This window comes from Acidiphilium multivorum AIU301 (assembly GCF_000202835.1).
GTDB lineage: Bacteria > Pseudomonadota > Alphaproteobacteria > Acetobacterales > Acetobacteraceae > Acidiphilium > Acidiphilium multivorum.
This window is the reverse complement of sequence record NC_015186.1, coordinates 1,596,186-1,620,659: the sequence shown is the minus strand read 5'-3', so window position 1 is coordinate 1,620,659 and position 24,474 is coordinate 1,596,186. Positions and strand designations below refer to the sequence as shown.

Below are 24,474 nucleotides of genomic sequence, written 5' to 3'. Positions count from 1 at the left end.
GGCATCATAAATAATCGACAGGCCGTGCCGATTCGCATTTTGCTCGGAGCAGGAATGCGCCCGGCACGCAGCCGTGCGTGCCGGGCGGCGGGGTCAGGGCCGGGTCAGGAAACGACCCGGTCCGGGTCGCGCAGCACCACGTAGATCGCCGGGATCACCAGCACCGTCAGCAGGGTAGACGAGGCAAGGCCGAACAGCAGCGAGATCGCCAGGCCCTGGAAGATCGGGTCGAGCAGGATCGTCGATGCGCCGATCATCGCCGCGAGCGCGGTCAGCAGGATCGGCCGGAAGCGGATGGCGCCGGCCTCCAGCAGCACCTCGCGCAGCGTCAGCCCCGGCCGCGCGCCGTGGCGGATGAAGTCCACCAGCAGGATCGAGTTCCGCACGATGATGCCGGCCAGCGCGATGAAGCCGATCATCGAGGTGGCGGTGAACTGCGCGTGCAGCAGCCAGTGCCCGGGCATGATGCCGATCAGCGTCAGCGGCACCGGGGTGAGCACCAGCAACGGCACCTTGAAGCTGCGGAACTGCGCGACCACCAGCACGTAGATGCCGAGCAGCGCGACGAGGAACGCCGCCCCCATGTCGCGGAACGTGACATAGGTGATCTCCCACTCGCCGTCCCACAGCAGGGTCGGGTGCGCCTCGCTCGCCGGCTGGCCGCGGAAGCTGATCGTCGGTTTCGGCAGCTTGCCCCAGTCATGCTGGTTGATCAGCTTGTCCACCGCGAACATCGCATAGATCGGCGCCTCGAACTTCCCGTCCAGCTCGGCGGTGACCATGTCGGCGAAATGCCCGTCGCGCCGGTAGAGCACGCGCGATCCCTCCGTGCGCGTCACGTGCACCACCTGCCCGAGTTCGACGACCGACTTGTCCGCCGGCACCGCATTGGCCGGCACCGGCGTGTCCGCCAGTTGCTGGCTCCAGTCGAGCGCGTGGTTGGGCAGGCCGATCGCGATTTCGATCGGCAGCCGGTTCTCGCCGCGATAGGAATAGCCGACCTTCATGCCGCCGAAGAGGTCCTGGATCGTGTCATAGACATCGGCCTGCCGCACGCCGAAATATTCCAGCCGGTCCTGGTCGATCGCGATATGCAGCTGCTTCTGCCGATGCCCCCAGGAATCGTCGATATCGACGATATAGGGCACCTTCCTGAACAGCTTCTTCACCTCCCGCGCCACGGCAAGGCGCGTCGCCTCGTTCGGGCCGTAGATCTCGGCGAGCAGGGTGGCGAGTACCGGAGGACCCGGCGGCGCCTCGACCACTTTCAGCACCGCCCCATGCGGCAGGGGCAGGCGTTTCAGCAGGCGCCGGCGCAGCTCGCCCGCGATCTGGTGGCTCTGCTGCGAGCGGTCGCCCTTCGGCGTCAGCATCACATGCAGGTCGCCCTGCCAGGGCTGGTCGCGCAGGTAGTAATGCCGCACCAGCCCGTTGAAGTCGAAGGGCTGCGGCGTGCCGGCATACACCTGCAGGGCCCGCACCTCGGGCATCGTCTCGGCGATCCGCGCCGCGGCGAACAGCGTCTGCTCGGTCTGCTGCACGGTGCTGCCGGCGGGCAGGTCGAGCAGCACGTTCAGGCTCGACTTGTTGTCGAACGGCAGCAGCTTCACCGTCACCGCCTCGGTGTAAAACATCGCGCAGGCGGCGATCGTGGCGATGCCGACCAGGGCGAGAAACAACCCGGCCCGGCGCCGCGTGCGCAGGATCGGTGCGGCAACGGCGCGGTAGAGCCGCCCGAGCCGGTCCGGATGCGCCGCCGCAGCACCCGCCTCATGGGCGAGGGCAGGGGTCGTCAGTTCGAGGAACTCGATTTCTCCCGCCCTGTCTTCCTCGGCGAACCGGTCCCGCCCGGCCAGCTTGTACATCAGCCACGGGGCGATGATCATCGCGACGAAGAACGAGAACGCCATCGCCGCCGAGGCGTTCACCGGGATCGGCGCCATGTATGGCCCCATCAGCCCGGAGACGAACAGCATCGGCAGCAGCGCGGCGATCACCGTCAGCGTCGCGACGACGGTCGGGTTGCCCACTTCCGCGACCGCCTCGATCGCCGCCCGCCGGCGCGAGCGCGTGCCCGGCATCGCCCAGTGCCTTGCGATGTTCTCCACCACCACGATCGCATCGTCCACCAGGATGCCGATGGCGAAGATCAGCGCAAACAGGCTCACCCGGTTGATCGAGTAGCCCATCAGTTCCGAGGCGAACACGGTGGCGAGAATGGTCGTCGGAATCACCACCAGCGTCACCACCGCCTCGCGCCAGCCCACCGCGAAGGCGATCAGCACGACGATCGAAATCGTCGCCAGCCCGAGATGGAACAGCAGCTCGTTCGCCTTCTCGTTGGCGGTGCGCCCGTAATCCCGCGTCACCTGCACCGAGATGTCGGAGGGGATGAGCGACCCCTCGAGGCTCTTCACCCGCTTCAGCGCGTCATCGGCCACCACCACGGCGTTGCTGCCCGCGCGCTTGGCCAGCGCCACCGTCACGGCGGGCGCCGTGTGCCAGGCCTTGCCTTCATGGGTGATGGCGAAGACATGGCTCTGCAGCGGCGCCGGCCCGACGACGACATGCGCGACATCCCGCAGATAGACCGGCCGCCCGTCCCGCGTGGTGATCAGCAGCAGGCCGATATCCGGCACGCCGAACAGCGTCTGCCCCGCCGCCACGTCGCGCAGCTCGCCATGGTCGAACACGCGCCCGGCGATGAAGCTGCGGTTGGCATCGGCCACCCGCGAAGCGAGCTGCTGCAGCGTCACGCCGTAGAGCATCAGCTTGTCGGGTTCGGGTTCGACGCGGATCTGCATCGGGTCCGACCCGGCGATGTAGCTGAGCCCGACATTCGGCACCTTGATCAGCTGATCCTGCAGCTTGGTCGCGATTTGCGACAGCGCGCCCTGGGTCCAGTGCGTCGCCGCCCCCGGCTTCGGCGCGAGGGTGAGGGTGAGGATCGCGACATCGTCGATCCCGCGCCCGACCACCAGCGGCGGCGGAATGCCGATCGGGATGCGGTTCATGTTGGCGCGGATCTTGTCGTTCACCCGCACCACGGCGGCGTCCTCGTTGGTCCCCACCCTGAAGCGGGCGGTGACCAGAACCTGGTCGTCGCGGGTCTCGCTGTAGATATGCTTGACGCCCGGAATCGCCTTCAGGATCGTCTCGAGCGGCTTGGTCACGAGTTCCGCGGCATCCGCCGCCTTGAGCCCGTTCGCCTGCACCATCACGTCCACCATCGGGACATGGATCTGCGGGTCCTCGTCGCGCGGAATGGTGGTGATGGCGACCAGCCCGGCCGCCAGCGCCGCGAGCAGGAACAGCGGCGTCAGCGGCGAGCGGATGAAGGCGCGGGCGAGCCGCCCGGAAATGCCGAGCCTCACGGCCGCACCAGCACGTCACCCGGCACCAGGCCGGCGAGGATCTGCAACCCGTCCGGCATCGCGCGGGTCGGCAGCGGCAGCCCCCGCTGCACCGGCGCGTCGATCACGCTGCCATCCTTCTGCCGCAGCCTCACGTAATCCTGGCCGAAGCGGGTGAAGACGAAGCCTGACGGCACCACGATCGTCCGCCGCTCGCCGGCCGGGACGAAAACGCGCACGCGCTCGCCCACGAAGTAGCTGCCGATCCCCTTCACCTCGGCATCGGCGCGCACCTCGCCGGCGACGATCTGCGGATAGACCAGGGTGATGCGGCCGAACCGCGCGCCGGTAAGGCCGAATTCGCCGCCATCCAGCCGCACCATGTCGCCGGCCTTCAGATGCAGCGCGTGCCGCTCGGGGATCCGCAGGCGGAGAATGAAGTTCTGCTCGGCGACCGTGGCGATCGTGTCCCCCGGCAGCACCACCGTGCCGTCGGTCACCGGCACGGTCAGCACCCGCCCGGCGATCGGCGCCAGCACCGCGCCCTCGTCCTGCTGCTGGGCGGCCACGGCGCGCTGCGCGATCCGCGCGCGGAGCGTGCTGGCGGCAACGTCCACCGCCGTCCGCGCCTGGTCGAGCTGCTGGCGCGATACCGCGCCGCTATGCGCCAGCGCCTCGGTGCGCCGCAGATCGGTCTGCGCCTGGACGAGGCTGGCCCGCAGCCCCGCAATCTCGGCATCCAGCGCCTTGATCTGCAATTCGAGCTTCTGGTCATGCACGGTGGCGATGACCTGACCCGCCGTCACGCTGTCGCCGTCATGCACCGAAAGCGCGGTGACGGTGCCGCCGATCCGCGTGCGCGCCGGCACCACGTTGCGGCTTTCGACGGTGGCGAACACGGCCTTCTGGTCCGGCACCATGCGGGCGGCGACGGTAAAGGTCGAGACGGGTGTTGTGGCGCCCGCCGCCATCCCCGACAGGAGCAGGAGCGGCAGCAGCAGCGAGAGGAGGAATGGCTTGCGGGGCATGCTGTCGTTCCTTGTCGGGGACGGTGCGGCGGGCGGGAGGTCAGCGGCGGTCGACCACCTGGCCGGTGGCGGAATCGAGCGAGACATACGGCATCCCCGCCGCCTTCCACGCCATCATGCCGCCGGCGAGATGAGCGTTCACCGCGATGCCGGCCTCGCGGCACTTCGCCGCCGCCATCGCCGAGCGCTTGCCCGAGCCGCACTGGAAGACGATCGGCTTGCCCGGGTCCTGCGGCAGCATCGCCGGATCGAAGGTGGAGAGCGGGAACAGCATCGCGCCGTGAATGCGCTCCACCGCGAATTCCTGCGGCTCGCGCACATCGACCAGCAGGATGCGTCCGGCGCGCAGGTCGTCATGCACGGTGGCGGGGTCGAGGTCGCGCAGCTTGGAAGGTGTCGTCATGTCGAAATCTCCGTTGTCGATGAAGGATCGGGCACCGCGCAGGTGACGCCCTCCGGGCTACAATAGATTCCGGCAAGGGCCGAAATCACCGTGCGGGCCGGCGCGCTGGCGATCGAATACCGGATGCTCTGCCCTTCGCGCCGGGCGGTCACCAGCCCGTCCTTGCGCAGCAGCGCGAGGTGCTGGGAGACCGCGCTGTCGCGGATCTGCAGGAACGCGACCAGCTCGCCCACCGACCGCTCGCCGTCGAGCAGCTGGCAGAGAATGAGCAGGCGGTGCCGGTTGGCCAGCGACTTCAGCAGATCGCTGGCCTCGTCGGCCGCCAGGTTCATCGCGTCGATATCCAGTTTCATACTTGCGTATATACGAATATATGCATATATTGTCAAACGTGGCGGCGCCGGATCGACCGGCCGCACCGCGCTTTCGCAGTTTTCTCCCGGCTGCCGGCGCGGGCGTTGATCCAGGTCAAGCCGGCGTCGCCGCAAACCAATTAACATCCCTCCGGGCGCGGCGGAGCGCCGCCTTCGCCGGAGCGCTCGGAAAGGCAGGAAAGCATGGCAGAGATTGTGGTCCTTGGGGCGGGGCTTGGCGGCACGCTCGCCGCGTTCGAAACCGCGGGACAGATCCGGCCGGAAGACAGGATCACGCTGATCGGCGAGCGGAACACGTTCCAGTTCACCCCGTCCAACCCTTGGGTCGCCGTCGGCTGGCGCGAGCGCGCCGACATCGAGGTCTCGCTCGACAAGGTGACGCGCCGCAAGAACATCACCTTCCGCACCGAGGGTGCCGCCCGCGTGCATCCGGCCGAAAACCGCGTCGAGCTCAATGGCGGCGAGAGCATTCCCTACGATTATCTCATCATCGCCACCGGCCCCGAACTCGCCTTCGACGAGATTCCCGGCTGCGGCCCCGGGCAGAACACCGTCTCGATCTGCCAGACCGACCATGCCGCCGCCGCTTTCGAGGTGTTCGAGCGCTTCTGCGCCAATCCGGGGCCGGTCGTCGTCGGCGCGGTGCAGGGCGCGTCCTGCTTCGGCCCGGCCTACGAATTCGCCTTCATCCTCGATCGCGAACTGCGCAAGCGCCGCCTGCGCAGCAAGGTGCCGATGACCTTCGTCACCTCCGAACCCTATATCGGCCACCTCGGGCTCGATGGCGTGGGCGACACCAAGTCGCTGATGGAGAGCGAGTTGCGCCACCGCCACATCAAATGGATCACCAACGCGAAGATTGCCGCGGTGGATGCCGAAAAGGTGGTGGCCGAGGAAGTCGGCGCGGACGGCCAGACGATCGCAACCCACGAGCTGCCCAGCCGCTTCACCATGTTCCTGCCCGCCTTCCGCGGCGTGCCGGCGCTGCGCGGCATCGAGGGGCTGGTCAATCCGCGCGGCTTCGTGCTGATCGATGAGCACCAGCGCAACCCGGCCTATCCGAACGTCTTCAGCGTCGGCGTCTGCGTCGCGATCCCGCCGGTGGGCAAGACGCCGGTGCCGGTCGGTGTGCCGAAGACAGGTTTCATGATCGAATCGATGGTCACCGCCACCGCCCACAATATCGGCGCGCTGCTGCGCGGCGAGGCGCCGCACGCGCGGGCGACGTGGAACGCCGTCTGCCTTGCCGATTTCGGCGATGGCGGCGTGGCCTTCGTCGCCCAGCCGCAGATCCCGCCGCGCGACGTCAACTGGGCCTCGACCGGCGCCTGGGTGCATCTCGCGAAAGTCGCCTTCGAGAAGTATTTCCTCCGCAAGATCCGCGCCGGCGAGAGCGAGCCCTTCTACGAGCGCTTCCTGATGAAGCAGCTCAACATCACGAAGATTCACCACAACGACCGCAAGCCGGCGAAAGGCGCGGGCCATGGCTGACGCAACCCATCTCGTCTGTCCGCATTGCGGCGCGGTGAACCGCATCCCGCCGGCGCGCCCGGCGCAGGCCGCGCAATGCGGCGCCTGCCACCGCAAGCTGTTCGACGGCCATCCCGTCGAGGTCGACCAGGCCGGCTTCGAGCGCCACGCCGAGCGGGACGGGATTCCCCTCCTGCTCGATGTCTGGGCGCCCTGGTGCGGACCGTGCCGGATGATGGCGCCGCAATTCGAGCAGGCGGCCACCATCCTCGAACCGGAGGTCCGGCTGCTCAAGCTCAATGCCGACGAGGCGCCGGAGATCTCCGCCCGCCTCGGCGTGCGCGGCATCCCGGCGCTGTTCCTGCTCAGGGGCGGTCGGGTCATCGGCCAGAGCGCCGGGGCCATGAGCGCTCAGGCGATCGTCGATTTCGCGCGCCGCCACCTCGCGGCGGCGGCGTGATGTTCAGAGCATCATCCGATCAGATGGCGTCATCTGATCGGATAAGGATGCTCAGGTTATCAATATGATGGAGCACGACATCCGATCCAGCAGGATCGGAAAGTGCTCCAGGGCAAGGGACATGCTGTCATGAATGTGGACAAGACCGTTCTCAGCTTCGCGGGTTTCATGGTGCTGCTCAGTCTCGCGCTGGGCTGGCTGGTGAGCCCGTGGTTCTACGTCCTCACCGCGCTGGTGGGGCTCAACCTGTTCCAGGCCGGTATCACCGGCTTCTGCCCCGCCGCCATGCTGCTGCGGCGGCTTGGCATGAAGCCGGGCTGCGCCTTCCGCTGAGCCGTCCCCGGCCGCTCAGCGATAGCGGCCGTGGCGTTGCAGCACCTCGATCTGATATCCGTCCGGATCGGCAACGAAAAAGAACCGCGCGAGCAGCGTGCCGTCGCGCCTGAACTCGACGATCTTGCGCGGCGCCCAGCCCGCCGCGTCGAACCGCGCGTGCTCGGCGTCGAGATCGTCGACGCAGAAGGCGATATGGCCATAGCCATCGCCGAGCGCATAGGGTTCGGTGCGGCCCTTGTTGATCGTCAGTTCGAGTTCAAAATCATTTTCCGCATTGCTCATGTAGACCAGCGTGAACGTGTCGAAATCGAGCCGATCTGCGATCTCCAGGCCGAAAGCCTGCGCGTAGAACGCGATCGAGCGCGCCTCGTCGAGCACGCGGATCATGCTGTGGATCGCTTTGGCCATGCGTCGTCTCTCCTTTTCTCCGATGCGGGTTATACGGGCGTCCCGCCCGCAGCCCAACCCGTCCATCCCGCGGCTTCCGCGGCGGCCCGGCTTTGACCTGAAGCAGAACAGAACCCGCGCACGATCGTTCCGTTTCTGAGCAGCGAGCGCCAGGCGCCGATCACCGGTCCGGCACGAAATCCTTCGGTTCCGGTTGTCCTTGCCGCGCTGGCACCGCGTTTGCACGGGTTGTGCCTGAACCGGGTCATGAACCCGAAGCCGGCGCCACCAAGGCGGCGGCAGGGAGGAACGATGTGCAATCTTCTGCAAGGCCGCGACCCTGCGGATTTCGCCCAGACCAGCCGCTCGGTCCGGCTCTCCGGCCGGTCGACCAGCGTGCGGCTCGAACGCGTCTTCTGGGACGCGCTGGGCGAGATCGCCACGGCGGAAGGCGTCTCCGTCCCGCGTCTGATCGCCCTGCTCCACGATGAGGCGGAGGACTGGTTCGGCGATATCGACAATCTCGCCTCGCTGCTGCGCGCCGCGTGCATTCTCTATCGCCGGCGGAGCCCCTGAAACGCCGTCAGGACGGCGCCGTCTCGCTGCCGATCCGGTTCTCCGCGATCCAGCGCGCGGCGAGCACAAGCGTGCCCATCGTGAATTCCCGCCCGTGCCGCGCCACCATCTCTTCCGAAAGCTGGGCAACGCGCTGGAAGAACTCGTCCTTGCTCCGTTCCTCGTCGGTCATCTGCACCTGCATGTCCGTCTCCCTTTCTCCGCCTGTGGTCATTTGAACATCCGGTCCGGAAACGCCATGATGCTCACCATCCCGTCCGCCCCGATGGCGGCGAGGTGGTGCCCGTCAGCCGACCAGCCGAGTGCCGTCACCGCGCTGCCGCCGGGGCGCACGAGCAGTTCGTCCCGCCCGCCGATCTGGACGAGCAGGATCTGGCCGTTGGCGTAACCCGCCGCGACGAGCGGACGCGCCGGATGTGCGGCAACGCTCTCCACCGCCACCAGCCCCGCCCGGCCGCTGACCAGCGCGCCGGTCATGTCGCCATCGAGCGGCGGCGTCGCCATCGACCAGGCGGCGACGCGAAACGCCCCGGATGCCACGAACGCCGCGGCCGGCCCGCTCCAGGCGGCATCGCGCGTCGCCATCGGAAACCCGGTGACGGTGCCGCTGCGTCCGCCCTCGCAATCGATCATCAGGAACCCTCCCTCGGCCAGCGTGCAGGCGAGCCAGGCCTCGTCCTCCCGCCAGGCGAGCGACAGCGGGCGCGACAGCAGGCCAAACACCATCGGCGCCCGGCCGCTGCCGTCGATCGCCACGATGCTCAGGCTCTCGCTCCGCGCAATGGCGAGATGCCGTCCGGAGGGCGAGAGGCGGATGCCGACGATCTCGCCTTCGCCATCGTCGGCCAGCTCGTCGGATAGCGCACCCACGCCCTGGCACAGCTGCACGGCGTCGCTGCCCGCGACCGCGGTGATCGCCACCGCAGCCGCATGATCAAGCGCGATCACCGGGCCGTCGATCCGCGCCCGCGTGCCGCGCACCGCGCCGTCCGCCCCCAGCACGACGATCTCGCCGTCCCGCGTGCCGGCCAGAAAGCCGCCGCCATCGCCGGCCGCGATCGGCGGCGCGCCGTCATGCAGGGAAGGCGAGATGGCAAGCGGTGCGGGTGGTCGCGCGCGCGGGCGGATCGTCGCCTGCCCGACATCGCCGCTGATCCGGATCCGCGTCTCCGGCGGTTCGGGATCCTCGATCGCAGCCACCGCCACCGTACCGTCGGCGCAGGCAAAGGCGACGGCCGTCCCATCGCCGCCGAAGCACAGCGCGCCGGCCGGCGCGCTGCAGTGCCAGACGCGTCCGAGCAGGTCGAAAAGGGTGAGCGTTCGCGGGCCAGCCTGGTTCATCGCACCTTTCCTCCGTTCAGTCGTCCGTCATCGCCGCCAGCAACCGGTCGATCTCGGACATCTCCGCCTCCACCGTCTCGATCCGCATCTCGCACGCGGCCTGCGCATCGCGCAGCGCGGCGGCTTCATCGGTGGCGGCGCGCAACTGCTCCGGCGCCGGCGGCGCATCGCCATCGTCCTCGGCCTCCAGCCGCTGGATGTCGATCTCGATGGCGGCAAGGTTCTGCAATACGCGCAATGCCTCGGCATTCAGCCCGCACATCACGCCGACGAGTTCGAGGCGGCGGCCCAACAGCCGCCGCCGTTCGGCCATCGCGCCGCTCATGGCCTGGCCTCCGGCGGCGCGGGCGCCTCGAAATCGGCGAGCTGCCGCGGCAGGTCGGGAAGCTGGGCGCGGAACCGGGTTTCCGCCATCTCGATATGGCTCCTGAGCTGGTCCCAGATATCGATCCGCAGCAGCGACGACGCATCGCCGATCAGCCGCTCGATCTCGCCGATCCCGAACTGCCGTGAAAGTGCCACGCCGGAAAACACGAATTCCCGCAGCAGGGCGGCATGCCGCTCGATGAACAGCCGAATCATCGGGTGCGTCTCCTGAGTCACTCCGGCCGCGGCGAGGGCATCGGTGATGAATGTCTCGAAATGCCGCTGCATCCTATGCTGGCTCTCGCCGAGAAATGTCATGGTGAACACCAGATCGCGCGACATCAGCCGCATGAGCTGATCGACCGCGTCGTCCTCGTTCCACGTGGATGCAGCCGGATTTCGGGTTCGCCGCTTCTTTTCGGACACCTTCGTCTCCTCGGCCCGATCGGCCGGCAGAGCCGCGCCGATCTTCTGGGGCCAAGACTTAGCTTCCGGTCCGCGGCAAAGTCAATTTGATAACTCATAGAAAAAGATGAAGATGTTCGGAATGACAACAGTATTACAGCTGTCATTTACAGGTGTAAGATTTCTTTACAGCCCATGTGTCCGGCGCAGTGCCGCCCTGTGTCCTAAACGGCCCTGGCGCCGGCTTTGCGCGGCCCGCCCCGCTTGGCACACGACTTGCAGAACATCGGGCAGAAGAAACCCATCGCGCCAGGCGCGGTGCCACAAGAACGAAGGAACGGAGGAAACATGGCTGGCGGCCGACGCGCGTTCGTCGTTGCCAGACCGGATCGTTCGCAGACCTTTGCCGTGATCCACTGGGCGGGCTCGATCCCGTCGACAACTCGAACGGCGGCGTGTGTGGCCGCTTTCCGCCGGGGTCAGGGGACCCGGGCGCAAACAAGGTGGAGGTTTGAAGACATGACGTCCTTGACGCTCAACAAGATTACCTCGCAGCGCGGCATATCCGTCGGCGAGGCGACCAGGAAGATTTCCGACCTCGGGTGGAACCCGACCTATGTCCAGGAAGCGATGACCTTCCCGACGGACTACAAGATCACCAAGGCACCGCGCGATCCGATGAAGCAGGTGCTGCGCTCCTACTTCCCGATGCAGGAAGAGAAGGACAACCGCGTCTACGGCGCGCTCGATGCGGCGCTGCGCGGCGACATGTTCCGCAATGTCGAGCCGCGCTGGGTCGAATGGATGAAGCTGTTCCTGGCGATCATCCCCTTCCCGGAAATCTCGGCGGCGCGCTCGATGGCGATGGTCGCGCGCCTCGCGCCGGGCGAGGATCTGCGCACCGGGTTCACCATGCAGATGGTCGACGAGTTCCGCCACTCGACCATCCAGATGAACCTCAAGAAATGGTACATGGAGAACTACATCGACCCGGCGGGCTTCGACATCACCGAGGAAGCCTTCGGCAAATGCTACGCGACCACGATCGGCCGCCAGTTCGGCGAGGGGTTCATCACCGGCGACACGATGACCGCCGCCTGCATGTATCTCACCGTCGTCGCTGAAACCGCGTTCACCAACACGCTGTTCGTCGCCATGCCCTCCGAGGCCGCCCGCAACGGCGACTACGCGCTGCCGACCGTCTTCCTCTCGGTGCAGTCCGACGAGAGCCGGCATATCGGCAACGGCCACTCGATGCTGATGGCCGCCCTCAAGGAGCCGGACAACCATCTCCTGCTCGAACGCGACCTGCGCTACGCCTTCTGGCAGAACCACGCGATCGTCGATGCCGCGATCGGCACCTTCATCGAATACGGCACCACCAATCGCGACAAGTCGAAGGAATCCTATGCGGAGATGTGGCACCGCTGGATCTTCGAGGATTACTACCGCACCTACATGCTGCCGCTCGAGAAATACGGCATCAAGGTGCATCACGACGACGTCCAGGCCGCGTGGAAGCGGCTGACCGAGAAGCTCTATGTCCACCACGTCGCCCAGTTCTTCGCCGTCGGCTGGCCGGTGAACTTCTGGCGCATCGAGGCCCAGCGCGAGGCGGACTTCGAGTGGTTCGAACACAAATACCCCGGCTGGTACGCGAAGTTCGGCGATTTCTGGAAATGGTACGACAAGCTCAGCCATCGCGGCGAGACGGTCATCACCTTCAACCAGGATGTCGGCTACGTCTATCCGCATCGCTGCTGGAGCTGCCTCGTCCCCTGCCTGATCCGCGAGGACATGGTGGTCGACGAAATCGACGGCAAGCTGCACACCTTCGCCCACGAGCTCGATCGCTGGACCGCCGTCGAGGCCTTCGCCGACGAATATCAGGGCCGCCCGACCCCCGCGATGGGCCGCTTCAGCGGCAAGCGCGAGTGGGAGACGGTCTATCACGGCTGGGATCTCGCGGACGCGATCAAGGATCTCAACTTCGTCCGCTCCGACGGCAAGACCCTGGTGCCCCAGCCGCATCTGCGCTTCGAGGACAGCGAACTGTGGACGCTCGATGACGTGCGCGGCCACACCCTGCTCTCGCCGCTCACCTTGCTGCGGGAGATGAGCCCGGAGGATCGCGCGAAGCATATCGCCGAATATCGCGCGGGCTTCACGATCACGCCGTTCAACTGATCCGGCGCACTTCGCGGGAGCCGTTCGCCCCGGCTCCCGCTTCCTTCTCAACGCGACATCTCCGGCAACCCAGCCGGAGCGTGATGGACTTTCGGGAGATCGGCCAGATGGGTGGTACGCATACGGTCAGGCTCGAACCGGTCGGGGTCGAGTTCGAGGTCGAGGATGGCGAGACGGTGCTCAACGCCGCGTTCCGCCAGGGCATCGCCCTGCCGCATGGCTGCAAGGAGGGCCAGTGTTCGGCCTGCAAGTGCATCCTGACGGATGGCGAGGTCGACATGCTCAGGTACTCGACCTTCGCGCTCAACGACACGGAGCGGGAGAGCGGCCATATCCTGCTCTGCCGCGCGATCGCCTATTCCGACATGGAGGTCGAGCTTCTCAACTATGACGAGGAGGTTCTGTCGCGGTCGATCGCGGTGCGGACCTTCAGCGGCCGGATCAGCGAGATTTCGCGGCTGACGCACGACATTCGCGGAATCACGATCGACCTCGACTCCCCGATCAAGTTCTGGGCCGGACAATATGTCGACATTACCGTCACCACGGAAAAAGGGGAGACGATTACGCGCTCGTTTTCCATGGCAAATACGCCGGACCAAACCAAAAGCCTCTCCTTCATCATCAAGAAATATCCCGAAGGAAAATTCTCCGGAGAACTCGACAGCGGCGGAATCAGGATCGGCGCCGATGTCTCCCTCACCGGGCCCTACGGCACCTGCTTCCGACGGGAAGGACGAACCGGACCGCTGATCCTGGTCGGCGCCGGCTCCGGCATGTCGCCGATCTGGTCGATCCTGAACGACCATTTCGCCAGCGGCGAAAGCCGGCCGGTCTACTTCTTCTACGGCGCGCGCACGCGGGAGGATCTGTTCCATCTGGACCGCATCGCGCAGCTTGCGGACCGCCACCCGGAGCTGGAATTCATCCCCGTTCTCTCGCACGCGAGCGGCGATGCCGGCTGGGAGGGCGAACGCGGCTTCGTGCATGAATGTGTCGACGCCAGGCTGAAGGCGCTCGGCATCGACGGCGAGGGCGACGTCTATGCCTGCGGACCACCCCCCATGATCGATGCGCTGCAGCCGGTGCTGTTCATGAACGGCTTCGAAAACGAGCGCGTCTTCTTTGACAGGTTCACCACATCCTCGAGCGTTCCCGTACCCGCCGGTCACTGATCGCGCGCCGCACGGGCCAACCGAAACCCAGGGAGAGAAACAATGCCAGCCTTGTCGAGTTCAGTCGGATCGGGTGCCGCGGGAGCGGCGATCTTCGCGGATTCCGACAGCCGCCGCTACCGCTATTTCGAGCCGCGCGGCAAGCGCGCCACCCATTACGAAGACGTCACGGTCGATGTCCAGCCCGATCCCGAGCGCTACCTGATCCAGAACTGGATCATCTCCTTCGCCAACGGCAAGGGTGCTTATGTGAAGGACGCCACGGCGCTGAAAAGCAGCAACTGGCATGCCTTCCGCGCGCCGGACCAGGAATGGGAGCGCACGCATTACCAGCGCCAGTCCCGCATCGAGACCATGGTGCAGAGCGTGATCGCCAATGCCCGCCGCGCCGGCGCGCCGGCGAATTTCGACAAGGCCTGGCAGCGCATCCTGCAAACCCATCTCGGCGCCTGGAAACATGCCGAATTCGGGCTCGGCACCTCGCTGATGCAGGCGCAGCGCTATGGCTACACGCAGATGATCAACAACGCGACGCTGACCAACTCATCCTACAAGATGCGCCTCGCGCAGGACATCACGCTCTACCTCGCCGAAATCGGCATGGACATTCCCGGCTGGAACGACGAGCTCGGCAAGGTCGCCTGGCTCGAAGACCCGATCTGGCAGGGCACGCGCGAGGCGGTCGAGACGATCATGGGGTCGAGCGACTATCTCGAACAGTATTTCGCGATCAACATCGTCTTCGAGCCGCTGGTGGGCGAGCTGTTCCGCTCCGGCTTCCTGATGCAGGTCGCCGCCGCCAACAACGATTTCGTCACCCCGCCGGTGATCTCCGCCGCCGAGGCCGATTACGAACGCAACCTCGCGAACACGATCGACCTCATCTACCTCCTCGCCAACGACGAGACACATGGCGGCGAGAACCGGGCGATTCTCCATGGCTGGCTCGAAAAACACCGCGCCCTCGCCGACAAGGCGGCCCTCGGCCTGCAACCGATCTGGTCGATGCCCCATTCCAAACCCGTCTCGTTCCAGGATGTCAGGGCGCAGTCGCAGGAGCGCATCGGCAAGATCCTCGGCGAACTCGGCCTCGCCTGACGCCCCGCACAGGAGATAACATCATGTCAACAGCAGCACGCGACGCGACCCATTCGACCATCTTCAAGCAGATGAAGGACATCACCTTCGAGCAGACGATCTCGGATCAGTGCGGTGTCACCATGAACGATTCGGTCGAGGCCCGCGCCATCGCCGAATTCATGAGCGACAAGCCCGGCGTCACCGTCACCTACCAGCCGGCGCTGATCCGTATCGACGGTCACGGCAAGCTGATCTTCAAGATGGACGAGATCGGCGATTATCTCGGCCGCGAGATGACGGCGGAAATCTTCGAGGTGAACACCTCGACGCATTACGGTCGCATGGTCCGCGTCGATGACAACACCGTGATCCTGTTCGGCAACATGGACGACGTCTTCGAATACATCTGAACCGCGGCACTCCGGCGCGCCCGCGCGGCAAGCGCGTGGCGCGCCGCCCAGCAAGCAATCAACACGTGGAGGAAACCATGTTCGTAACGCCTGAGGGTAAGGAAATCTTCATCGTGGACGGCCACACCCATTTCTGGGACGGCAGCCCGGCGAACCAGAGCAACATTCACGGCAAGCAGTTCATCGAATGCTTCTTCGCCTATCACAACGCGCTCAGCCCCGCCGACAAATTGTGGCCGAAGGAGAAGTTCGAGAAATACAGCGCCGATGATCTCTATCGCGACCTCTTCATCGACGGCCCCGACGATGTCGCGATCGTGCAGTCGACCTACCTCAAGGATTTCTACAAGACAGGTTTCAACACGATCGAACGCAATGCGGACGTCGCCGCCCGCTACCCCGAGCGCTTCATCGTCAATGGCGCGTTCGACCCGCGGGACGGCGAGAAGGCGCTCGAATACATCCATTACATGAAAGAAACATACAATATCCAGGGCGTGAAACTCTACACCGCCGAATGGAACGGAGCCTCCCGCGGCTGGCGTCTGAACGATCCCGAGGCATACAAATGCTTCGAGCTTTGCGAGAAGCTCGGCATCAGGAACATGCACGTCCACAAGGGCCCGACCATCATCCCGCTGAGCAAGGACGCTTTCGACGTTCACGACGTCGATTATGCGGCGACCGACTTCCCCAATCTCAACTGGGTGGTCGAGCATTGCGGCCAGCCGCGCATCGACGATTTCTGCTGGATCGCGGTGCAGGAGGCCAACGTCTATGGCGGCCTCGCGGTCGTCCTGCCCTTCATCCATTCCCGGCCGCGCTACTTCGCCGAAATCATGGGCGAGCTGCTGTTCTGGCTCGGCGAGGACCGCATCCTGTTCGGCTCCGACTACGCGATCTGGACGCCGCGCTGGCTGGTCGAGAAATTCTGGAACTTCGAGCTGCCTGAAGATGTGAAGCAGGAGCGCGGCATCGACCTCACCCCGGCGATCAAGGAAAAGATCCTCGGCCTCAACGCCGCGAAGCTCTACGGCATCGACATCGCGGCGAAGAAGGCGGCGCTTGCGGCCTCGCCGCTCGCGGTCGCCGCCGAATAGGCCGGTCCACGCAGCACGCCGGCCATCGGCCGAAGGGAGACAAAATGGCTAAGCTGCTTCTGCATAATTCCGAAGCCCGGCGTGCGCTGGCCCGCGGTGTGGGCCGGCTCGCGGCGGCCGTCGAGCCCACGCTCGGGCCTAAAGGCATGAACGCGATGATCGACCGGCCGATCGGCACGCCGATGGTCACGCGCGATGGCGTCAGCATCGCGGTGGAGATCGAGCTGCCGAACCGGTTCGAGAACATGGGCGCGCAGGTCGTCCGAGAGGTCTCGATGCAGACCAACGAACTCGCGGGCGACGGCACCACCACCGCGATCGTGCTCGCCAACGCGCTCGTCCAGGCCGGCGTCGAGGCCAGCGAGCGCGGCGCCCGCGCGGTCGATCTCATCCGCGGGATCGATCTCGCGGTCGAGCGCGTGGCATCGTCCCTCAAGGAAGCGGCCCGGCCGGCTTCCGGCAACGGCATGCTCGCCGCGGTGGCCAACATCGCCGCAACCGAGCCGCATCTCGGCGCGCTGGTCGCCGAGGCCTTCGCGCGCGTCGGCGCCGAGGGCGTGATCACCACCGACTTCAGCGTGACCACCGCAACGACGCTCGAGGTCGTCGAAGGCATGTCCTTCGATCGCGGCTATATCTCGCATCACATGGTGACCGATCAGGAGAAGATGGAAGCCGTGCTCGAACGGCCGCTGATCCTGATGACGGATCTCAAGATCCGCGATCCCCATGCGCTCGATGCGGCGCGCGCGCTCGCCGCCGACGCCCACCGCCCGCTTCTCGTGATCGCCGAGGAGGTGGCGCCGGAGGTCGTCGTCAGCCTGCTCGGGCGCGACGGGCCGGGCCGCTACCTCGTCGTGCATCCGCCCGAATACGGCAACTGGCGCAAGGCGATGATGGAGGATATCGCCATCATCACCGGCGGCCGCGTCATCGCCCGCGATCTTGGCGGCCGGGTCGAGGACGTCACGGCGGCCGATCTCGGCGCCGCCGAGCGGGTGCGCACCAGTGCGACGCACACCGCGATCATCGGCGGCGCCGGCGATCCGGCGGCGATCGCCGCGCGCCGGGCGCAGGTGCAGCGGATGCACGATGTCGCCCCGCCCAATATCGAGCAGGACAAGCTGCGCGAGCGCCTCGCGAAGCTTTCCGGCGGTACCGCCATACTTTATGCCGGCGGAGCGACGCCGGTCGAGCAGAAGCGCACCATCCAGCTGATCGAGGATTCGCTCGCCGCCGTGCGCGCCGCGAGCGAGGAGGGGGTGGTTGCCGGCGGCGGCACCGCGCTGGCGCAGATCGGCCCGGTGCTCGACGAGGTTCTGGCCGGCGTCGGCGGCGATGTCGCGGAAGGGGTGAAGCTCGTCCGCTCCATCCTCACCCGCCCGCTCTGGCGCATCGTGACCAATGCCGGCGGCGACCCCGACCACGTGGTCGCCCAGGTCTCGGCGGTGAATGGCGGTTTCGGCTACAATGCCGCCATCGGCACGTTCCAGAACATGTACGATGCCGGCATCATCGATCCCGTCCGCGTCACCTGCACGGCGCTGCGCAACGCCGCCTCGGTCGCCAAGCTGATCCTGACCACGGAAACGCTGGTGGGCGATCTGGGTGAGGACGAGGAAGACCCGACCGCGTCTCCCGCCCGCGGCGGCGGCGCCGAGCGTCTCGGCCGCGCATGATCTCCGGCGTCAAGGGCGGCTGGATTCCGGCCGCCCTTGCCGTTCAGACGAAGCCGCGCCTGATTCCGAACTGGTCGAGCTTCCGGTAGAGCGTCGGCCGCGAGATTCCGAGCTTCTGCGCGGCGCGGCTCAGGTTCCCCTTTTCCGCGAGCAGCACGTCGCGGATCGCCTGGCACTCGGCTTCCTCGATGCTGTGCGGCCGCGGCGCTGTTGCGGGCAAAAGGGCGGGCTCCTCCGGCCGGGCGTGGAATTCCGCCGGCAGGTCCTCCGGGCCCACGCGCGTGCCGCGCCAGAGGATGTGGAGCTTTTCAACGAGATTGCGCAATTCGCGCACATTGCCCGGCCAGCGATAGGCGCGCAGGATATCGAGCGCCTCCGCGGCGAACGTCAGCGGGGCCGTGCCGAGGCGTGCTGCGAACCGGGAATTGAAATGCTCGATCAGCAGCAGCACATCGTCGCCGCGCTCGCGCAGCGGCGGGACGTGAATGGTCACCGCGCTGATCCGGTAGAACAGGTCGCGCCGGAAGCGTCCCTGTTCGACCTCCTGTCGCAGGTCGCGGTTCGTCGAGGCGATCAGTCGCACATCCACCGGCCTGGCCCGGCTGTCGCCGAGGCGCCGGACAACCCGTTCCTCCAGCACCCTGAGCAGGAAGGGCTGGATCTCGGGTGGCATTTCGCCGATCTCGTCGAGGCAGAGCGCGCCGCCATTCGCGAGTTCGAACACGCCCGGCTTGCCGTCCCGGCTCGCGCCGGTAAAGGCGCCTGGCACATGGCCGAAGAGTTCGCTGCCGAACAGCTCGCGTGTGATCGCGCCGCAGTTCAGTGTCACGAACGGGCTGTCAGAGCGATGGCGGGTGCGGCCGTGGATCAGCCGGGTGAAGAGTTCCTTGCCGACGCCGGTTTCCCCCTCGATCAGCACGGAGGTGACGTCCGCCGTCGCCGCCACCCGGCTGGCGATCTCGATCGCACGCCGCAGCGCCGGGCTTTCGCCGATGATGCAGTTGGCCTGGCTGTCGCTGGCATCCGCATCGGCGCGCCGCGCCGCGGGGGATGGCCGGGCCTCGCGCGTCGGAAACACCAGCGCCGCACCGCGCATGCCATTATCCGCCTGCAGCGGGCTGAAATGGCAGTTCTGCAGCGCGAGCATCGCGTCATTGTCGAGTTCAGCGCCGTTGCCGCTTTCAAGGAAGCGCACCAGGCGCCGCTCCGCCGCCGGCGTCGGCGGGTTGGCGCGGAACGCGCGCAGCGTGCTTTCGGCGACGTTGTGGCAATAGATCGGCCGCCCCCGATGATCGACGATCAGCAATCCGTCGCTGCGCCGATATTCGGGCGCGGATGAGATGAATGCCTCCAGCAGCCGCGCGCGCTCCTCGTTGCGCTGCTCGGCGAGCGCCTTCTCGATTTCCTGCGCCGCCGCGGCGACGAGGCCGATATTGTGCGGCCGGAAGATGTCCGGATGGCCGGACAGGTCGACGACGCCGATGATGCTGTTGTCGAACGGTTCGCGGATCGGCGCGCCGGCGCAGGTCCAGCTCTTGATGCCGGCGCAGAAATGTTCGGCCGCATGCACGAAGACCGGCGCGCCCGCCCACAGCGCCGTTCCGATTCCGTTGGTGCCGACGACATCCTCGGTCCATTTGCCGCCGATCGAGAGATTGATGTCCATGCCGTCATGCAGCGTCCGCCGGTCGCCGATCGCATCGATCAGCACGCCGTTGCGGTCGGCGAGGACGAGCATCGCGCCGGTGCCGTCGAGCAGCCGGCCGATCGTGCCGAAGCTGCGCCGGGCCGCCGCGAGGAGGTCCCGGTTCTGTTCGATCAGCGCATCGATGCCGTGGTTCAGGGGAGCTTCCCGCTGCCGCGCATCGATGCCGCAGGAGGCGCAACGCGACCATGAATCGCCGATCAGCGGCCGCACCGGAAAGCGGCGCTGCCCGTCCCCGGCCTCGCCGGAGAGCAGGCATTCCCACGCCTTCATCGTGGTGTGCTCGTCGTAGGGGGTGCTGAACTCCTCCGTGCGCGGCCCGCGTGCCGCCGCATCGCCGCCTTTCAGGTCGTCCGGCGGGCGGGTCGCGCGGCGCGGCGCGGAGATCGCGTCAGCCAATGCCCAGCCGAACGCCGATTTCGGCGGCCAGTTCGTCCTCGCCATAGGACGGGGAAAGCCGCGTGCCGTCCAGCGTGCCGAGCGGCGCCGCGATCTCGGGCGCCACGGGCGCGATGAATCCGTTGGCATCGGTGGCCAGCACGAAAATCTCCTCGCCGCCACGCCGCTGCAGGGTTCCCAGGTGATGCAACTGGTAGCCGGTGTTCCCGTCGACGAGGCAGACACGCCCATTCACGCTGATCCGCACGGATGGGGCGGCCGCCGTGGTGTCGGGGCGCGAGGCAGCGCCCGTGCTGATGATCAGGCCGCTGGCCTCGGGGGCCGGCTTCGGTGCCTTGCGCGCCGAGTAGCCGCCGGCGGTGATGTGGTCGGCGATGCGCGTGATCGTTCCCTGGTTGCGCCGGAGAATCTCCCGCATCCGGACGTCTTCAGGGCGCGGGCCCTGGGTTTTGGTGACGATGGTGACCATGGTTCCTCCCACAAGAATCCTCAGGCCGCTGTGTCGCCGTTCATTTTTCCTGCGGATCAGCCGCTATCTCGTCCGACGACTGCTTCAGGTACGATGGATGTTTGATGAATTGGTGGTATCCGGATGCCCCGCTTCGGCAATTCAGGTAACGGTTTGAAATGACCAAGGAAATATCATCATCTTTCGGAAAGATGTGGAAATTTCAAAGTGTTTCCGCACGCGCCGCGATGTTCCGATTCGGCGCAGCTCTTGCGACGCCGCAAAAGGAAGCGCACGTACGGGCTCAGCCATGATCGAGACAGCCGACAATCCGCCCGGCCGCAGGCCGCCATCGCGGGAGCCGCTTTCACATGATGCCGCGGAAAGATGGCGCCGGCGATGAGGGCAGCCGCATCCGTGCCGTTCTGGCTGGAGAGCGAGGCGGGGTTGCTCGTTGCCCTCAAGGTTCAGCCTGGCGCGCGCCGGGCGCGGCTTGGCCCGGTCGTCCCGGCCGCGGCGGCACCGGGCTGGCCGCCGGCGCGTCTCCGCCTGGCCGTGGTTGTGCCGCCGGAAGACGGCCGTGCCAATGACGCGGTTCTGAAGGCGCTGGCCGCGTGGCTTGGCGTCGGCGCCGCGCGCCTCGCATTGCGTGCCGGCGGTCAGGCGCGCGACAAACTGGTGCTCGTGGTGGGCGGCAGCGCCGCTGAATTCGCCGGTCCGCTGGCGGCGGTGAGCGGCGCCGGCGAGGCGCCGCCCGGCGTCACGACAACAGGCGCAAGGTGAAGCGGTAGCGCACGCTCTCGCCGCGGGAGGCCCGGATCGCGCCGAGGATCAGCATGATCACGTCGGCGACCCCGACGATGATCGCGAGCGGAATGCCGACGACCGAGAGAATCAGCGTCGCGGTCAGGAGATAGGCGATCAGCATCAGGCCGAGCACGGTGATCTGGAAATTGAGCAGTTCGACGATCTGCTTTCTGGTCGTGGTGCCGTCCTTCGCGACGAAATAGCCGACGAGCGGCGAGAATACGCCGAAGAAAAGGCTGGCCAGGGTGAAGATCACGACGAAGTTGCGATCGTTGGTGGCGGCAAGATCGCTGGCGATGGCATTCTGGTCTGACATGTTGGAACTCCGGTCTGGAATGGCGGCAAGCCTGAATTCAGAGCGAGGGCTTCGCCGCCGGCTGCTGGTTGGCGTGGGAGACGGTCTTCGCCTGCTGGCTTGCCGCGGCCGCGCGCTCGCGCGCGATGTCGCTGTAGATGCTGCCGGCATCGAGCATCAGTTCCGACAGGAACTGGACATGCCCGCCGAAGCTGTTGTTGGCCGACATGGTGATCTGCAGCACCTGCGGGCAGTCCTTCGACCCGTTGTAGAGCTGGGACGGCACCGCGTTGAACGCGCCGGAGATGCAGCCGCTCTGCAGCGTGTAGATATTGTCGGCCAGCTTGTGGGCCGGGTTCGCCCCGGTCCAGTCGACCGCGCCGATCGTGAAGCCGTCCGGCGTGCCGTATTGCGACAGCATGGCCGCGAACAGGTCGTGCACGCCCGGCGCCTTGCCGAGATCCTTCGCGTCGGACGGGAACGTCGCCTCGCGGTTGACCGCGACAACCTTGTTGCCGCTCGCCGGCGAGGTGTACTGGATGAAGATCGTCTGGGAGATGTCATCCGCGAAATTCCGCGGGTCGGAATGGCTGGTCACCGTCATGTCGGCAACGAAGGTCTTGCCGTCCGGCATGCGGTACTGCCCCTGCTGGATGGCGGCGTTGGGGAACATGTCCTTGTGGGCGCCGATCAGCTGCCGCACATCGGCGGGTGTCATGCCGAACTTGATGCCCATGATGTCGATGGCCGGCTTCGCCGCGGGCGTGGCGGCGGAGGCTGGCGCGCAGCCGCCGACGAGCGCTGCCGCCGCGAGGGCGGCAGCAGCGAGATGTTTCATCTGCATGTCGATTGTTCCGTGTGCGTTAAGGGAGAATGCCGGCCGGATGGACGATATATTCCCAGTGACCGTCATGCTTCCTGAAGTCGAAGGGCTTGGTGGCGGTGCTGCCGTCCGGCGCGGCCATCTTGATCTGGCATCGGTAGATGCCCTGCTCCGCGGACTTGCACGAAACCGCCTTGAACTTGATCTTGTCGATCCCGGCAATCGCCGAATGGGCGACATCGGTGGCCATGCTCCGGGCCATGGCGTTGCTGCCGGCGGCGGCCATTTCCTTTTGCAGCGCGGCGTTGATCTGATCCTTGATCGCCTGCTTCGCCTCTTTCGGACTGGGGCCGGTCCGGCCGCACCCGGCCAGCGCGAGCAGCGGGATCATCGTCAGGGCAGTCTTTTGAATGATTCTCACGGGAAAATTCTTCTTCTTGAAAAGCGTGACTGATCGGAAAGATCGCCGCGGCCGGGCATCACGATACTGAAAACACGACATGCCCGTCGCGGCAGATGGAAATCAAAATTGACAAATAATTATCACATTAAATTCCTCGACTTTTAGAAAAGCATTTCATTACGATTCTTCGATGAACCGGGTCTCCCACAAAATGTCCTGCCTGTAAACAGTTCGTGATCGAAACCGGCGGGGCCGGGTTCAGCCGGCGCCGAGATATTCGATCGCCGCGTCCACGCCGCCGCGCGCGTGCGGCACGCGGGCGAGGCGCAGCGCCATCTCGACCACGCCGAGCGTGCCGAGCAGCATCGCCTCGTTGAGATCGCCCATATGGCCGATGCGGAACACCTTGCCGCCGAGCGGATCGAGCCCGGCGCCGAGCGAGACGTTGAACCGGTCATAGGCGATCCGCCGCACCGCCTCGCCATCGTGCCCCTCGGGCATGCGGATCGCCGTCACCGAATCCGACCGCCTGGCCGGATCGGCGCAATAGAAGGCCACGCCCTGGTTCCCGCTCCAGACCGAAACCGCCCGCCGCGTCGCTTCCGCGAGGCGGTGATGCCGGCGCCACACCGCCTCGATCCCCTCCGCCTCGATCAGCCGCACGGATTCCAGCAGGCCGTAGAACGGCGCGATCGGCACGGTGCCGGTGAAGCTGCGGTGCCGGCGCGCCATCATCCTGGTCCAGTCGAAATAGAACCGCGTCAGCCGCGCCTGGGCATGGGCGGCGAGCGCCTTTTCGCTCACCGCGGTGAAGGCGAGGCCGGCGGGCAGCATCAGCCCCTTCTGGCTGCCGCCCACCACGGCGTCGATCCCCCAGTCGGCCATGCGGAATTCGATCGAGCCGAAGGAGGAGATCGTGTCCGCGAGCAGCAGCGCCGGGTGGCCGGCGGCGTCGAGTGCGGCGCGGATCTCGGGCAGCGGCACGGCAACACCGGTCGAGGTCTCGTTATGGACGATGCAGATCGCCTTGATCTCGTGCGCCGTGTCGGCGGCGAGACGCTCCGCGATCGCGCCGATATCGGGGCCGCGCCGCCAGTCGGCCTCCGGCATTTCGACCTCGAGGCCGAGCGCGCGCGCCATCGCGCCCCAGACGCGGGAGAAATACCCGGCCTCCGGCATCAGGATGCGGTCGCCCGGCGAGAACAGGTTCTGCAGCGTCGCCTCCCAGGCGCCGTGGCCGCTGGAGGTGTAGATGAACACCTCGCCGGTGGTGAACAGCAGCCGCTTCAGCCCCGCCACCGCGCGGTCATAGACCTCGATGAAATCGGCGCTCATGAAATCGGTCGTCGGCCGGTCCATCGCCCGCAGCACGGAGTCGGGAATGTTGGTCGGGCCGGGGTTGGCGAAGAACAGGCGGCCTGGCTTGCGGGCGGCGGGGGACTCGGGGGTCATCGGCCTCATTTC

General features: G+C 66.6%; 26 protein-coding genes. 11 read left to right on the top strand and 15 right to left on the bottom strand.

The annotated features are described in order from the left end of the window. Positions 1-104: 104 nt before the first annotated feature. Genes ACMV_RS07130 through ACMV_RS07115 form a run of 4 tightly spaced genes read right to left on the bottom strand, consistent with a single transcriptional unit; the run spans position 105 to position 5,116 of the window. Positions 105-3,374 (bottom strand): efflux RND transporter permease subunit, encoded by a 3,270-nt coding sequence (locus ACMV_RS07130; protein ID WP_013639990.1) that lies wholly within the window; start codon positions 3,372-3,374, stop codon positions 105-107. After that, positions 3,371-4,381 carry an efflux RND transporter periplasmic adaptor subunit gene (locus ACMV_RS07125; protein ID WP_013639989.1) on the bottom strand — a complete coding sequence of 337 codons (1,011 nt, stop codon included), beginning with the start codon at positions 4,379-4,381 and terminating at the stop codon, positions 3,371-3,373. Before ACMV_RS07125 ends, ACMV_RS07130 begins: the two co-directional genes overlap by 4 nt. A 40-nt stretch (positions 4,382-4,421) precedes the next feature. Next, positions 4,422-4,784, bottom strand: a complete 363-nt coding sequence (locus ACMV_RS07120) for a rhodanese-like domain-containing protein (RefSeq protein ID WP_007421808.1) — start codon at positions 4,782-4,784, stop codon at positions 4,422-4,424. Beyond that, a complete protein-coding gene (locus tag ACMV_RS07115; RefSeq protein WP_231295394.1) occupies positions 4,781-5,116 on the bottom strand; it encodes an ArsR/SmtB family transcription factor in 336 nt (111 codons plus the stop codon). The genes ACMV_RS07120 and ACMV_RS07115 overlap by 4 nt, the downstream gene beginning before the upstream one ends. A gap of 225 nt (positions 5,117-5,341) precedes the next feature. Between ACMV_RS07115 and ACMV_RS07110 the strand changes: the two genes are divergently transcribed. The 3 genes from ACMV_RS07110 to ACMV_RS07100 all read left to right on the top strand — a co-directional run bounded on the left by ACMV_RS07110 (position 5,342) and on the right by ACMV_RS07100 (position 7,421). After that, a complete protein-coding gene (locus ACMV_RS07110) occupies positions 5,342-6,649 on the top strand; it encodes an NAD(P)/FAD-dependent oxidoreductase (RefSeq protein ID WP_007421809.1) in 1,308 nt (435 codons plus the stop codon). Beyond that, positions 6,642-7,088 carry a thioredoxin family protein gene (locus tag ACMV_RS07105; RefSeq protein WP_007421811.1) on the top strand — a complete coding sequence of 149 codons (447 nt, stop codon included), beginning with the start codon at positions 6,642-6,644 and terminating at the stop codon, positions 7,086-7,088. The genes ACMV_RS07110 and ACMV_RS07105 overlap by 8 nt, the downstream gene beginning before the upstream one ends. Before the next feature lie 129 nt (positions 7,089-7,217). Beyond that, entirely contained in the window at positions 7,218-7,421 is a 204-nt protein-coding gene (locus ACMV_RS07100; RefSeq protein ID WP_011942207.1) for a YgaP family membrane protein, read from the top strand. 15 nt (positions 7,422-7,436) lie between these two features. Here ACMV_RS07100 and ACMV_RS07095 read toward each other — a convergent pair whose 3' ends face one another. Continuing rightward, a complete protein-coding gene (locus ACMV_RS07095; RefSeq protein WP_007421814.1) occupies positions 7,437-7,832 on the bottom strand; it encodes a VOC family protein in 396 nt (131 codons plus the stop codon). Between the two features lie 246 nt (positions 7,833-8,078). Here ACMV_RS07095 and ACMV_RS07090 point away from each other — a divergent pair, with 246 nt between their 5' ends. Continuing rightward, on the top strand, positions 8,079-8,387 hold the full coding sequence (locus ACMV_RS07090; protein WP_007421813.1) for a ribbon-helix-helix domain-containing protein: 309 nt from the start codon (positions 8,079-8,081) through the stop codon (positions 8,385-8,387). Positions 8,388-8,394: 7 nt separating this feature from the next. Here the strand turns inward: ACMV_RS07090 and ACMV_RS21155 are convergent, their stop codons facing one another. Genes ACMV_RS21155 through ACMV_RS07075 form a run of 4 tightly spaced genes read right to left on the bottom strand, consistent with a single transcriptional unit; the run spans position 8,395 to position 10,520 of the window. Further along, on the bottom strand, positions 8,395-8,571 hold the full coding sequence (locus ACMV_RS21155; protein WP_011942204.1) for a hypothetical protein: 177 nt from the start codon (positions 8,569-8,571) through the stop codon (positions 8,395-8,397). Positions 8,572-8,597: 26 nt separating this feature from the next. Further along, positions 8,598-9,728: a WD40 repeat domain-containing protein gene (locus ACMV_RS07085; protein ID WP_013639987.1), complete on the bottom strand. Its 1,131-nt coding sequence runs from the start codon at positions 9,726-9,728 to the stop codon at positions 8,598-8,600. 16 nt (positions 9,729-9,744) lie between these two features. Next, positions 9,745-10,053 carry a hypothetical protein gene (locus ACMV_RS07080; RefSeq protein ID WP_007421817.1) on the bottom strand — a complete coding sequence of 103 codons (309 nt, stop codon included), beginning with the start codon at positions 10,051-10,053 and terminating at the stop codon, positions 9,745-9,747. Continuing rightward, positions 10,050-10,520, bottom strand: coding sequence for a hypothetical protein (locus ACMV_RS07075; protein WP_011942202.1), 471 nt, complete (start codon positions 10,518-10,520; stop codon positions 10,050-10,052). The genes ACMV_RS07080 and ACMV_RS07075 overlap by 4 nt, the downstream gene beginning before the upstream one ends. 498 nt (positions 10,521-11,018) lie before the next feature. Between ACMV_RS07075 and ACMV_RS07070 the strand changes: the two genes are divergently transcribed. The 6 genes from ACMV_RS07070 (at position 11,019) to groEL (ending at position 18,130) form a co-directional block, all read left to right on the top strand. Continuing rightward, entirely contained in the window at positions 11,019-12,686 is a 1,668-nt protein-coding gene (locus ACMV_RS07070) for an aromatic/alkene/methane monooxygenase hydroxylase/oxygenase subunit alpha (protein ID WP_013639986.1), read from the top strand. A 107-nt stretch (positions 12,687-12,793) separates the two neighbouring features. Beyond that, positions 12,794-13,861, top strand: coding sequence for an NADH:ubiquinone reductase (Na(+)-transporting) subunit F (locus ACMV_RS07065; protein ID WP_231295393.1), 1,068 nt, complete (start codon positions 12,794-12,796; stop codon positions 13,859-13,861). Positions 13,862-13,903: 42 nt separating this feature from the next. Further along, positions 13,904-14,959, top strand: a complete 1,056-nt coding sequence (locus ACMV_RS07060; RefSeq protein WP_007421822.1) for an aromatic/alkene monooxygenase hydroxylase subunit beta — start codon at positions 13,904-13,906, stop codon at positions 14,957-14,959. Positions 14,960-14,982: 23 nt separating this feature from the next. Next, the gene (locus ACMV_RS07055) at positions 14,983-15,351 is read left to right on the top strand and encodes an MmoB/DmpM family protein (RefSeq protein ID WP_007421823.1); all 369 of its coding nucleotides are present in this window, start codon (positions 14,983-14,985) and stop codon (positions 15,349-15,351) included. Between the two features lie 77 nt (positions 15,352-15,428). Beyond that, entirely contained in the window at positions 15,429-16,451 is a 1,023-nt protein-coding gene (locus ACMV_RS07050) for an amidohydrolase family protein (RefSeq protein ID WP_013639985.1), read from the top strand. Positions 16,452-16,495: 44 nt separating this feature from the next. Further along, positions 16,496-18,130, top strand: a complete 1,635-nt coding sequence (gene groEL / locus ACMV_RS07045) for a molecular chaperone GroEL (protein ID WP_013639984.1) — start codon at positions 16,496-16,498, stop codon at positions 18,128-18,130. Between the two features lie 43 nt (positions 18,131-18,173). Here the strand turns inward: groEL and ACMV_RS07040 are convergent, their stop codons facing one another. Together ACMV_RS07040 and ACMV_RS07035 are read right to left on the bottom strand one after the other, a co-directional pair. Continuing rightward, positions 18,174-20,279 carry a sigma-54-dependent Fis family transcriptional regulator gene (locus tag ACMV_RS07040; RefSeq protein WP_231844503.1) on the bottom strand — a complete coding sequence of 702 codons (2,106 nt, stop codon included), beginning with the start codon at positions 20,277-20,279 and terminating at the stop codon, positions 18,174-18,176. Further along, complete coding sequence (locus ACMV_RS07035) at positions 20,227-20,703, bottom strand: hypothetical protein (protein ID WP_013639982.1); 477 nt, start codon at positions 20,701-20,703, stop codon at positions 20,227-20,229. The genes ACMV_RS07040 and ACMV_RS07035 overlap by 53 nt, the downstream gene beginning before the upstream one ends. A gap of 378 nt (positions 20,704-21,081) precedes the next feature. Here ACMV_RS07035 and ACMV_RS07030 point away from each other — a divergent pair, with 378 nt between their 5' ends. Next, a complete protein-coding gene (locus ACMV_RS07030; protein ID WP_158320257.1) occupies positions 21,082-21,465 on the top strand; it encodes a DUF167 domain-containing protein in 384 nt (127 codons plus the stop codon). Here ACMV_RS07030 and ACMV_RS07025 read toward each other — a convergent pair. From ACMV_RS07025 to ACMV_RS07010, 4 genes are all read right to left on the bottom strand, one after another. Continuing rightward, entirely contained in the window at positions 21,443-21,805 is a 363-nt protein-coding gene (locus ACMV_RS07025; protein ID WP_007423733.1) for a DUF4870 domain-containing protein, read from the bottom strand. The two genes, ACMV_RS07030 and ACMV_RS07025, sit on opposite strands and share 23 nt — an antisense overlap. Before the next feature lie 37 nt (positions 21,806-21,842). Next, positions 21,843-22,628, bottom strand: a complete 786-nt coding sequence (locus ACMV_RS07020) for a hypothetical protein (RefSeq protein WP_013639980.1) — start codon at positions 22,626-22,628, stop codon at positions 21,843-21,845. A 19-nt stretch (positions 22,629-22,647) separates the two neighbouring features. Continuing rightward, positions 22,648-23,109, bottom strand: a complete 462-nt coding sequence (locus tag ACMV_RS07015; RefSeq protein ID WP_013639979.1) for a hypothetical protein — start codon at positions 23,107-23,109, stop codon at positions 22,648-22,650. A 159-nt stretch (positions 23,110-23,268) separates the two neighbouring features. Beyond that, the gene (locus ACMV_RS07010; RefSeq protein ID WP_041664680.1) at positions 23,269-24,462 is read right to left on the bottom strand and encodes a pyridoxal-phosphate-dependent aminotransferase family protein; all 1,194 of its coding nucleotides are present in this window, start codon (positions 24,460-24,462) and stop codon (positions 23,269-23,271) included. Positions 24,463-24,474 lie beyond the last annotated feature (12 nt).